This is a genomic window from Ruminococcus turbiniformis, assembly GCF_020687545.1.
GTDB lineage: Bacteria > Bacillota > Clostridia > Lachnospirales > Lachnospiraceae > Mediterraneibacter > Mediterraneibacter turbiniformis.
The window spans coordinates 1-11625 of sequence record NZ_JAJEQX010000056.1; the positions used below are offsets into that span (position 1 = coordinate 1).

Consider the following 11625-nt stretch of genomic DNA (forward strand, 5'->3'; position numbering starts at 1 on the left):
ACATGAAGCATACCACCTTTCAAAAACTATTTTTAGTATAACTCGTGAAAGGCAAAAAAGCTTGCATTTACTGTAAAATATTAAATTTTCAAGATTCTATTTCTAAGGCTTTTGACCCCGACATCATTATTATTCTTATAGCAGTTTAACGTAGATTAGCCAAATCCCTGTGTTCCCGTGCACCCTCCACCATCCTCCCCTATACACTTTTCCCCATCCTCTTCCTCCCCTCTCCCTACTCCTCTACCTTCTCCTGTTCCCATCATTCCCCATCTTCCGAAACCAACGTATTTCCGGGCTTTCCAAATATTTTTAAGCGACAACAGAGGCCCCGGACTTTGGCTGCTTAACCAAAATCCGGGGCCTCTGTTTGGTACTTATTCAGAATAGTCATTTTTGCCCTTTTGCATTTGCTATCACTCAAAAATTCTTATAATATTCTGATACCGGTTGACCACATGGTAGATCTCTAAATACTCGTCACCTGCCCCTGTGCTTCTCTTTCCTTTTCTGCTGTTTCAGTTCAAACTGCCGCTGTCTCTCCGCCTCCCGCTGTTCACGGCTCAGAGTCTTGCGTTCAGTTTTTAACTGCTCCTGCTGTAATTTCAACGCCTGCTGCGATTTTGTGCCTATTCCGGTGTTCTGCACCTGTTTCCGCACTTCTCGCTGTATCCGTTTCGGATTACGGGCAGTCTCCTTTACATCAGCTGCCACAGCCGGACTGAATCTCAGCTGACAGTAATTTTTCAGGACAAAATCATACACCTCGTAGTCTCTTGGTTCCGCCCCAAACGTAACCTTGCATACAGAAAGCTTTCCCTCTGATATGCGTTCAAAAACGCCTACCCAGAATGGTTCCTCAAAAAATACTGTCAATCTGCCTGATACTTTGTCCATGACAATTCCTCCTTAATTGATTGTTAATGAACAAAGAACGGACGACCCTAAGGAGGGAGGGTTACTTACACCAGACGGTGCGGCCGGGCTACCTACCGGCTCTGCCTCCAAAACTCGCAGCCGGATACAGATCAAAAACCCTCTTTCGATGAATGAACATTATTCATTGACTTTTTCTAAAATGCGATTTATAATGTTTTTTGGAAAGGAGGAATGTTCATGCGTATTTCTAAAGAACCAGAAGAAAGAAAACAGGAAATTTTGGAAACAGCTATGCGTTTATTCAGCATAAATGGATTTGAAAAGACATCAATATCCGATATTGCTAAAGAAATGGGTGTAGCTCAGGGATTATGTTATCGCTATTTCCCATCTAAAGATATATTGTTTCAGACTGCTGTCAACGAGTATGCCAGTATTCTGGTCAGCAAAATGACAGCCGGGCTGAATATTAAGCAAAGCAGCCTTAAACAAATTCTCAACACGATGGCTACATTTACAGAAAGCAAAGATGATATCTATTATAGCGCCTTTCATGACAAGCAGAATAAAAACTTTCACGATTTGCTGTCTGTTCGTATGTGCGAATTGCTAGTACCTGTTGTATCCGAAATAATAGAAACCGCAAATGCAAATCACGAAATAGACGTGCCAGATGTGCAGTCTTATGCCAGCTTCTGCGTATTCGGACAATTGGGAATACTAATGGATGAGACATTATCTTCACAGGAAAAGGCAGACAAGATAAAATCTTTTTTACTTAATTTATTTAAAATCTAAGTTTTCCCTACGTAAGTAGGGTTACTTTTTGCAGCTATAATGAATAATATTCATTCATTCGGAGGGACAATATGAACACCGGTATCGATTTTATTAACGGAAACACGAAAAAATGTTTACTTGCAATGACACTGCCTATGATTGCAGCAATGTTTCTTAATATGGCATACAATCTGGTAGACAGTCTTTGGATCGGCAATCTGTTAGGTGAACAGGCCTATGCAGCTTTGACAAATTCTACTCCTGTTATCCTTATGCTTACTTCAATAGGTATGGGAGCAACTAACGGCGTGACCATTTTATTATCTCGCGCCATCGGTTCAAAAGATAATGTAAAAAAGAATAAAGTTCTTTCGACATCCTTTTTTGTATCAGTAATTTTCTCAATATTTTTAACCATACTCCTGGAAATTTTTCTTCCGGCAATACTTGCCGCATTGAATACGCCGTCGGAAATATTTGATATGGCGCGAAGTTATCTGGCTATTTATATTGCGGGATATATTACCGTTTATTTATATCTGTATTTTACAGCCGTTCTAAGAAGTTTAGGTGATACTATATTTCAGGCTATAGCAATGCTGGTTTCCACATTATTAAACGCCGTACTTGACCCTGTCTTTATCAAGATAACAGGCTTTCAGGGAGCGGCGGCGGCCACACTGCTTTCTCAATGTCTGTGTTTATTATTTATGATTGCCTATATATCCAAAAAGAAACTGTTTGCCATACATATTACTGATTTTGACGTAAAAGGGATTGCTCCACTAATAAAAAATGCAGTCCCTTCCGTCATTCAACAAAGTATTCCTGCCGTAAGCACCACTTTCTTAACGGCTCTTGTAAGCACTTATGGTATTTCAGCTATTGCCGCTTACGGAATAACCGGAAAGCTCGAAACAATCTTATTTTATCCTGCCATGGCGCTAAATATGGTTCTCACTTCGATCGTTGGCCAGTGCATTGGAGCTAAAAGAGCTGACAGAGCAGGCTCCTATCTAAAATTTTCTCTTAAATATGGAATAATAACTTTAACAATACTTTCCGCAATTGTAATAATCTTTTCAGAACAATTATCCGGACTGTTTGTTTCCAGTAATGATGCTGCTGCAATAGTAAAACATTATTTCAACATAGTAAGTATTGGTTATGTACTATATACAGTTTCCAGCTGCTTTTTGGGTACTCTAAACGGCATGGGAAAGCCCGTCAGAAGTATGCTGTTAATGATTTTCTATTATATTATAGTGCGTATTCCTTTAGCCTATTTTTTATCTTTTATGCACTGGGGATTAAATGGAATATGGGTCGCAATATTAGTTAGTCATATTATTTCGTGTATAGCTGCTGCTCTTATATGTATTTTTTCATTTAGATCTTTGAATTAAAAAAACAAAAGAGGCCCCGGACTTTGGCTGCATAACCAAAATCCAGGACCTCTGTTTGTTTCTTATTCAGAATAGTCATTTTTGCCTTTTGGGGGGATAGTAAGGGGTGTATGGGAACATTTTACTTACTCAAACTCGGCGTGCTCTCTGGGATTATTAACTGTATTTGTTTAGGTTGTGTATGAATTCACGCCAGTATTTATTTCAATTACATCGATTATTTTGGTTTACTGATTTTCTGTTGCCAAAATGTTGCCACTCATCTTATATGTTCCACTGCAGTAGTCTTCTCTATTTTGAATAAACTGCGTCATTCTTAGAAAGGAGGTACACACAGTACTGATTCATACTGATCCCTTCTCTTTTAGAATGCTCTGCCAGAGACCGGTGCAGACTCCGGGGAATTCTTAGTTTAAATTGTCCGGAATAATCTTCTAAATTATCCGGTTCGTGTATCTCAATTCCTTCTTCCAATGCAGCTTCAATCCATGCCTTCTTGGCGTCTACCGCATTTACAACCGCATCTTCAATCGTTTTCCCACAGGTAATACAGCCCGGCAGATCAGGATAAGAAACCACGTATCCGCCTTCTTCTTTATCTTCTACGATTTCCATTCGATAAGACATCTTCATATAATCATTCAGCGTCTTCATCATTTCTCGCCTCACTTTCTACAACCTGTCTCACAAGTTCCACATAAACCTTCTTAATTGGTTCATGCTTTGGTATCGTAATTGGCTGGCATCCAGATTTTCGAAATGTATAATGACTACTACCACTTCTCTGAGCATTCATCTTGTAACCATAACTTTCTAATACTTTCCGCAGCTCATCAAACCGGACATCTCTCAGGATTACTTTCCAAAGTGAGAATTGCATCTGCAATACGGTTATATTGACCCATAGCATTCTCCGCTGCCAAAAGAACATCTGCTATATAATCATAGATCCCTTCCATATCGTCAAGAGCTGTCTGGGTAATTTCTACAATCCGTTTCCCCATCACCTATGAGTCTCCCTAAACTTTTTGAATGCTTCTGCAGCGTTCTCTGTCCTTCCGGCTCTGTAATCATCATAACCTTTCTGAAGCTTCGCATGAAGAGCCGCATCTGTCATCTGAGAGGCATCTATATCTGCCGGTGCCTTTGGAAGCGTAACGGAAAACGGAATCCCTCCAACTAAAACTACTTGATTCAGGAACATATCGACAGCCGTTGACATTGGTATGCCCAGACGCGAAAGAACTGTCTCTGCCTCTGATTTTAATGTGGGATTAATCCGTAGATTAAGTGTTGCTGATTTCTCCATAATGTCACCTCCGTTTACGCTTTAATTGTAACGTCTTCGTCGTTACGTGTCAATAATGAGTTGTAGAACGGCGTGAAATCAAAGTAAATTATTCTATCAGCAGAACCTTTTATGACAATATATCTTTTACACATGTACTCCGATAGTCACTAGGCGATATTTTATATCTTTCCTTAAATACCCGGTTAAATGTTCTCTGACTTTCAAAGCCACTATCCAGGCAAATATTTGTAATAGAATCACTCGTATTTTCCAAACGATGACATGCGTAGTTGAGCCTTGCATCGTTAAGATACTGGTTGAAATTCCTATGAAATGTTTTGGAAAAGAGTCTGGATAAGACATATTTGCTTACTCCAAGGTCTTTCGCCATCTCTTCCAGTGAAAGCTTCTTTTTGAAATTTGCTGATATATAGGAAACCGTCTGGTAAATAAGGTCATTGCTCCCCACATGGCTCTTCTCTACCAGATTCAGTTTTCCTATGCAGCGCGCCAACACAATTTGAAGATAAGCCTGTGCGACTGTAATATCCGACTGTTCTGTCTCTAAGATCGCATTGATAACCCTATATACCTCCGGCTCAACCTTTTCCGCTTTGATAACTGGATATTCAGGAGCCATGGACTGCATGATATCTGCAAATTTACCAATCGTAAAGGGCGATGCGATCAGATAAGTCGCTTTATTTACACCGGGTGTCAGTACCTGATAGTGATGAATAATATCCGGAAATACAAAGCCTATATCTCCTTTTTCCATATGGTAAAGTTCCTGTCCGACACCAAGCTCTAATGTTCCACTTGTTACACAAACAATCTCCAGTGCATTATGAAGATGTGGTTCAATATGTTTTGACTTTTTATTTACTGCTATGATCTCCTCTTTTGTGTCAACATATTTTAACTGCATGAAATACTCCCCTTTGCAACATTTGTCTATATCTTCTTTCGATTTGGCAAGCAATCCTTTTTCATCTATCCTATAATCAACTTGTAAACAAGGAAAGGAGGAATCGCAAATGAGCAATCTTAAAAAATATCTGAACGACCTTTTAGTATTCTACGCTGACTATTTTGAGCATCCATATCATGTATAAATACTAAAAGGACTATTTTGTGAAAACTGAATATTTTTTCTTAAGACCATTTCACAAAAATGAAGTGGTCCTTTTTTTATAAACTTTCAATAAATCTTTTGAATGCAGCTTTCCCTTCCTCTGTTCTCGTATAAACTCCTGCATCCTCCAGGACTTTCGTAAATACAATTCCAATTTCTTTCTGTACGATAGAATGAATATTACTGTCTGCAATCTCGTATTTTGGCATCCATTCCTCTGCCCAGTCAGCATGTGCAGCCATCCCGTTAAGCATTCCAATTGCTTCTTCTATATTCAAAATACTGTCCCCCGCTCTTTTGCCTGTTTCATTGTTTCATAATATGTAAAAAGCATTGCCTAATTGAAGATTCAATCAGACAATGCTTTTTCCTTCAAATCTTACTCCATGTCTGATGCATCTGTTACTTCATCTGCAGTAATCCCTTTTTCTGCTTTCAGTTTCTTATTTGCACCTTCTACATTCATTCTTGAAAGTACAAACATAATCAATACATCAAAGATTAATGGAAGCCACAGATACATAAACTGCATCATATCAAGTGCTGATTGTAGCTGAGTTGCATTTGTTCCTACATAGCCGCTGAACTCGAGCATCCATCCAACAACAGCTGTTCCAATACCTCCACCGATCTTTACACCAAGAGACGTACAAGAGTACATAGTTCCGTCAATTCTCTTTCCCTGTGTAAGATAAGTGTATTCAGAGCAGGATGCGATAACCGCATTCATATCTCCCTGCCATGGTCCCTGTCCTAATGCTGCAAGAGCCGTAAATGCCATCATCAGCGGAACGCTACCCATATATCCGGCAACAACAACAAGTGCTCTACCGATAACTGCTAAGATATAACCTCTTAAGTTCAGTTTGTACATACCTTTCCACTTACCAACTAAAGTTGGTGTGAAAATCAAAGCAATAATCAGTGGAATATTAACTGCCCATGCAAACTGTCCGAACAAGTTTTTGTTTTTCAGTACCCATGTCATGTAATAAATACCGGCTCCAATCATGGCACTGTATAACTGCTGTAAAATGTAAGTTCCACAGATCATCATGTAATATTTGTTTTTGATAAGAAGCTTAAATGCCTGTACCATTCCGTACTTCTCATCCTCATTTTTTACTTCTCCTTCGTTAAGTTCCTCTTCTGGAAGTTCTTTAACAGAAAGAGCAGAAATTGTATTTACAATAAGACCAATAATTGCATAAATAATTGCTACAGTTCTCCATGCAGCTGCATCTCCACCACACTTATCTACAAATCCAACTGTAATTGCCTGAATCAGAAGGCTTGTAAAAAATGCAAAAATGAAACGGCAAGATCCCATCTGCACACGTTCTTTGCTGTTCTTTGTGATGAGTGATGTAAGTGCTGAATATGCAATATTATTAGCTGTATAAAACACACCATTTAACAGTGTATAAGAAATAAAGAACCATGCATATTTAGCAGTTGTTCCCCAGCTGACTGGTACTGCAAAACAGCAGACTAATGTAATGGCACATCCAATATAGCCATACAACATCCAAGGCTTTGCTTTTCCCATTTTGCTGTGTGTTTTGTCGATCATTGAGCCAAAGAATATATCTGTAAAACCATCAAATAATTTTGATACGGCAATCAGGGTACCTACGACACCAGCAGCAAGTCCTACTAAGTCTGTCAGATAGACCATCATAAAAGATGTCAGGAACGCATAGACTACATTACCTGCGATATCACCTGAACCATATCCAATTTTGTTATACCATTTTAAATACTTTTTTTCTTCCATAGAATTCTTTTGCTCCTCATATTCATCGCACTTAGAATCTCAAGATGCCTAACAGTATGGTGCCTAATTCTAAATTTTTTGCTTTGTTTTTGTCTGATTGTTCTGTATATCCGGACTTTACAAAACACCCAGACTCTCCTTCCTTGTTAACGGGTTACTTAAAACTTTATTATCCCTTTACATACGGAACCAGAGTAAACTGGAACCGGAATAATACATCATTAAATCGATACTGATCCAATACAACCGGACCACAACTGTTAGAACCTATTCCATTTAATGCATAGTCAACACAAAATACCACGCTGTCTGATTCTGTCAATTCATAATTATGCGTTTTCTTCTCAAGTTCTTCCTGTGTATAATAAGAAGCATTGAATGAAAACGCCTTTTCTGCGGATGCCACAATTCCATATCGGCTGTTGTTAAGCTCTACATATTCACAATCATAATGGCTTCCGTTTTCCTGTGGACGGATATAGTCCTCATGTAAATCCCCTACATTTGCCCGGTACAGACTGTGACTCGCTGCCTGATGTTTATCACGATAGCTCTCCTGTGGTCCCATTCCAAAGTATCTGGCATCCGAAAGTTTCTTATCCAAAAACATTCTCACTCCAAATCTCGGAAGATCCGGGAACTCTCCATCTTTTGTTACTGCTATATCTGCATCAATCTTTCCTGCAGCAGCTATTTTCCATGTAATCGTCACATCAAGAATCTTCTGTACCGTCTCTGCCACAACGGAAGCATGGCTTGTAATCTTCACACCATGTTTTCCCTGTGCAACCTCTATCGTATAGGCTCTTGTGTAAGCCTTATCATAGTGAGCTTTCTTCCATTCAGACTTGATGTACATATCGTTATCTGTTGGAGCTCTCCAAATATTCAACTCCATCGGATGATTCAGATATTCCCGTCCTGCAAATTTCATCTCTGTAAAGAGAGCCGTACGTCTGTCTATGGTGTAGGAAAATTCACGACCTTTGATATGAATCTGTGTATCATTTTCATTCACCTGTAATTCAGAGTTCGTTGCTGTTTTTTCCATCCATTTCTCTGCGAGCTGACATTTTGCATCTTTCTGACTTACCTCAATTTCATCAAATCCCAGAATGTGGTCTTCCTCTAACAGTGGCATTTCTTTTTTCAGATGGTAAATAAGTTTTAAATAGCATTTTCCGCTTTCTGGAACATTGACTTTCAGATTTGTCTTTCCTTCACTGTGTGGTGCCACAGACACTTCTGAAAGTTTACCTTTTCCGATTACAAGACCATCTTGCGTCAGTTCATAACTGATGTTTACATAATCATTCAGGTCATCAAAATCCATATAATTGTGAAGTACCAGCTCTCCACTTTCTTTATCATAAGAAACCACCCTTGCCGGACGATAGACATTCTTGTATTCCAAAAGTCCTGTGTGGGCAGTTCTGTCCGGATATACTAATCCATCCATGCAGAAATTGCCATCATGGATATCTTCGCCATGATCTCCTCCGTAGGCATAGATTGTCTTTCCATTCTCAGCAGTGCCATGATCAATCGCATGATCACACCATTCCCAGACGAAACCGCCGCACATTTTATCATTATCCTGTATCATCTGGAAGTAATCTTCAAAATCTCCAGGGCCATTTCCCATGCTGTGACAATATTCTACCAGAAGGAATGGTTTGCTTCCGTCCTTGTCCAGATATTCCTGAATCTCGGAAATTGCCGGGTACATACGGCTGTACACATCCAAGTTGCTGTAATCATATGTTTCATCATAATTACGGTATCTTGCACTCTCATACTGTGTGATACGGTCCGGATCAAATTTCTTTGTCCAAGCAAGTGCTTTTTCAAAGTTGCAACCATAAGCACTTTCATTTCCCATTGACCACATAACAATACAAAAACGGTTTTTATCACGTTCTACCATGAGTTTCACACGGTCAACGATAGCTGATTCCCATGCCGGATCATCGGCAATCTTTTCATTCCACCGCTTGAATCGATTGTAATCCGTGTCTTCTTTTCTGTAGAGCATAAATGGTCCATGAGCTTCTATATCTGCTTCATCTATCACCATAAATCCATACTTGTCACACATTTCATAGAAAAATGGTGCATTCGGATAATGGCTGGAACGGATAGCGTTAAAATTGTGCTGCTTCATTAGCGTAAGATCTGTTGTAATCTGTTCCACACTAATTGTAAATCCAGTAACCGGATCGGAATCATGTCGATTGACACCACGGAATTTAATCTTCTGTCCGTTTAAGTAAATAACCTGATCTTTGATCTCTATCTTTCTGAGTGCGATATGATCTACAATTACTTCATTTTCTGTTTCAAGGATCAGTTTGTACAGGTATGGATTTTCTGTATTCCAAAGCTCCGGACTTGCAATCTCTAACACCGCTGTTCCTTCTTCGGTAATACTTCCTACTGCGACAACTGCTCCATTTTTATCTTCAATCGAAATTTTTACATTTGCCGGAGAGTAGAATTTCACATCAAGTTCTATCTTTGCAAGCATATCCTCAATCTTTGTTTTTATATGATAATCGCTGATTGCCTGCTCCGGACGTTTCAAAATGTACACATCCCGGAAAATTCCACTCATACGGAATTTGTCCTGATCTTCCAAGTAAGAACCGTCACACCACTTCATTACCAATACTGCTATGGTATTCTTTCCATCCTGAAGAAGGTCGGTAATATCAAACTCACTGGTCATATGAGAAACCTGGCTGTATCCCACATAAGAACCATTGACCCATACATAAAAGCAACTGTCTACTCCCTCAAAATTTAAAAATGCTTTTGGTGCATTTTCATCTTTATGATAGTCAAAAGTATGTGCATATGCTCCACACGGGATATCCTGTGGTACATACGGTGGATCAAATGGGAACGGATACCGGATGTTTGTATACTGGTGTGTGTCATATCCTGCCATCTGCCATACACTCGGAACCTGAATCTCGTCAAAGTTTTCTGTATCATAATCCTTCTCAAAAAAAGATTCCTGAATATCATAGATGCTGTTATAATACTGAAATTTCCAAGTTCCGTTTAATAACTGCATACGGTCTGATTCTTCCCTGTGTTCCACCAGGTTGTCCATTCTTTTGGATGCCGGAACATAATAGGCTCTGGCTGGCATTGTGTTTTCATGCAGTACACTTAAATCCTCATAATAACGTGGTACAATCATAAATAACTCTCCTTCAATACATATACATTTTTTTATACGTTGTTCTCCCACAGCAAGTCTTGTTCTTTACTTTTTTGTTTACGTTTCTTTGTTTTTCTATACATAGCTTATCCTAATCCGCAAAATATGTCTATGAATTGGATTAGACAAAATATGCACTAAATGATACAATGGTAAAAAGTAGGAAAAGAGGTGCTGCCCTATGTATATGAATACTGGTTATCTGAACCACTCCCATATGGATTTCAAAGGCAAAAGTCGCCCACTGATTGTAGGAAGCTGTGGTACTTATCGCCTTTCCAGCCATCCAAAATTACCAACCTACCGTCCAAGGGGACGCCTGGATTATCAGATCATCTATATCACTGCCGGTTGTGGACATTTTCATTTTGACAATGTAGATAATGAAACGATTGTTCCCGCCGGTAATATTGTACTGTACAGACCGAAAGAGCTTCAGAAATATGAATATTATGGGGAAGATAAGACAGAAGTATACTGGATTCATTTTACAGGCAGCAATGTTAAAAATATCTTACGTCAGTATGGATTTCCGGATAAAGAACGGGTTTTCCAAGTTGGCACATCTATGGAATATGAACGGGTTTTCAAGCGTATTATCATAGAACTTCAACGCTGTCAGGACAACTATGAGGAAATGCTTGTTCTTCTGCTTCGTCATCTACTAATCACTTTCCACCGAGAACTGACACGAGAACATATTCTGAAAAACGAATACCTGGATCAGGAAATGAACACTGCAGTTACCTATTTCAGCGAAAATTATAATCAGGACATCAACATAGAGGATTACGCAGCCTCACGAGGCATGAGTGTCAGTTGGTTTATCCGGAATTTCAAAAAATACACCGGTTCCACACCAATGCAATTCATCGTAGGAATCCGGATCAGCAATGCTCAGATGTTACTTGAAACAACAACCTATTCCATCAATGAAATCTCTAAAATCGTCGGATATGATAACCAGCTGTATTTCAGTCGGCTTTTTCACAAGCTGAAAGGTAAATGGTAGATAGCCGGTACCGTGTCGCTTGCTAGTTTTTGTGAGATAATTACTCTAAAAAAACTAAGGTTTTTCAGGGAGGGCTATCTCATGGATAAAATCACACACAAAGTCCGCTGCGAACA

Annotated in this window: 11 protein-coding genes; 3 read left to right on the top strand and 8 right to left on the bottom strand. The window is 39.2% G+C overall.

What is annotated here, in order from left to right; all coding sequences use genetic code 11:
- Nucleotides 1–480: 480 nt before the first annotated feature.
- A complete protein-coding gene (locus LKD70_RS17590; protein ID WP_227709175.1) occupies nt 481–897 on the bottom strand; it encodes a YjdF family protein in 417 nt (138 codons plus the stop codon).
- A gap of 219 nt (nt 898–1116) precedes the next feature.
- Here LKD70_RS17590 and LKD70_RS17595 point away from each other — a divergent pair, with 219 nt between their 5' ends.
- Entirely contained in the window at nt 1117–1677 is a 561-nt protein-coding gene (locus LKD70_RS17595) for a TetR/AcrR family transcriptional regulator (RefSeq protein ID WP_227709176.1), read from the top strand.
- Nucleotides 1678–1748: 71 nt separating this feature from the next.
- Complete coding sequence (locus tag LKD70_RS17600; RefSeq protein ID WP_227709177.1) at nt 1749–3065, top strand: MATE family efflux transporter; 1317 nt, start codon at nt 1749–1751, stop codon at nt 3063–3065.
- 291 nt (nt 3066–3356) lie between these two features.
- Here the strand turns inward: LKD70_RS17600 and LKD70_RS17605 are convergent, their stop codons facing one another.
- From LKD70_RS17605 to LKD70_RS17640, 7 genes are all read right to left on the bottom strand, one after another.
- Entirely contained in the window at nt 3357–3722 is a 366-nt protein-coding gene (locus tag LKD70_RS17605) for a type II toxin-antitoxin system HicB family antitoxin (RefSeq protein ID WP_456115031.1), read from the bottom strand.
- Nucleotides 3723–3898: 176 nt separating this feature from the next.
- Complete coding sequence (locus LKD70_RS17615) at nt 3899–4072, bottom strand: type II toxin-antitoxin system RelE/ParE family toxin (RefSeq protein WP_227709183.1); 174 nt, start codon at nt 4070–4072, stop codon at nt 3899–3901.
- Complete coding sequence (locus LKD70_RS17620; RefSeq protein ID WP_087166891.1) at nt 4069–4374, bottom strand: type II toxin-antitoxin system RelB/DinJ family antitoxin; 306 nt, start codon at nt 4372–4374, stop codon at nt 4069–4071. The genes LKD70_RS17615 and LKD70_RS17620 overlap by 4 nt, the downstream gene beginning before the upstream one ends.
- 109 nt (nt 4375–4483) lie before the next feature.
- The gene (locus tag LKD70_RS17625) at nt 4484–5284 is read right to left on the bottom strand and encodes a helix-turn-helix transcriptional regulator (protein WP_087151638.1); all 801 of its coding nucleotides are present in this window, start codon (nt 5282–5284) and stop codon (nt 4484–4486) included.
- 263 nt (nt 5285–5547) lie between these two features.
- Nucleotides 5548–5769, bottom strand: coding sequence for a hypothetical protein (locus tag LKD70_RS17630; RefSeq protein WP_407690998.1), 222 nt, complete (start codon nt 5767–5769; stop codon nt 5548–5550).
- Nucleotides 5770–5870: 101 nt separating this feature from the next.
- Entirely contained in the window at nt 5871–7268 is a 1398-nt protein-coding gene (locus tag LKD70_RS17635) for an MFS transporter (protein WP_227709178.1), read from the bottom strand.
- Nucleotides 7269–7437: 169 nt separating this feature from the next.
- On the bottom strand, nt 7438–10476 hold the full coding sequence (locus tag LKD70_RS17640; RefSeq protein ID WP_227709179.1) for a glycoside hydrolase family 2 TIM barrel-domain containing protein: 3039 nt from the start codon (nt 10474–10476) through the stop codon (nt 7438–7440).
- A 202-nt stretch (nt 10477–10678) separates the two neighbouring features.
- Here LKD70_RS17640 and LKD70_RS17645 point away from each other — a divergent pair, with 202 nt between their 5' ends.
- Nucleotides 10679–11509 (top strand): AraC family transcriptional regulator, encoded by an 831-nt coding sequence (locus LKD70_RS17645; protein WP_227709180.1) that lies wholly within the window; start codon nt 10679–10681, stop codon nt 11507–11509.
- Nucleotides 11510–11625 lie beyond the last annotated feature (116 nt).

Coding starts and splice junctions, on each gene's coding strand:
- LKD70_RS17605 (WP_456115031.1), bottom strand. CDS start 3,722: ATGATGAAGACGCTGAATGATTATATGAAGATGTCTTATCGAATGGAA.
- LKD70_RS17635 (WP_227709178.1), bottom strand. CDS start 7,268: ATGGAAGAAAAAAAGTATTTAAAATGGTATAACAAAATTGGATATGGT.
- LKD70_RS17625 (WP_087151638.1), bottom strand. CDS start 5,284: ATGCAGTTAAAATATGTTGACACAAAAGAGGAGATCATAGCAGTAAAT.
- LKD70_RS17640 (WP_227709179.1), bottom strand. CDS start 10,476: ATGATTGTACCACGTTATTATGAGGATTTAAGTGTACTGCATGAAAAC.
- LKD70_RS17590 (WP_227709175.1), bottom strand. CDS start 897: ATGGACAAAGTATCAGGCAGATTGACAGTATTTTTTGAGGAACCATTC.
- LKD70_RS17600 (WP_227709177.1), top strand. CDS start 1,749: ATGAACACCGGTATCGATTTTATTAACGGAAACACGAAAAAATGTTTA.
- LKD70_RS17620 (WP_087166891.1), bottom strand. CDS start 4,374: ATGGAGAAATCAGCAACACTTAATCTACGGATTAATCCCACATTAAAA.
- LKD70_RS17595 (WP_227709176.1), top strand. CDS start 1,117: ATGCGTATTTCTAAAGAACCAGAAGAAAGAAAACAGGAAATTTTGGAA.
- LKD70_RS17645 (WP_227709180.1), top strand. CDS start 10,679: ATGTATATGAATACTGGTTATCTGAACCACTCCCATATGGATTTCAAA.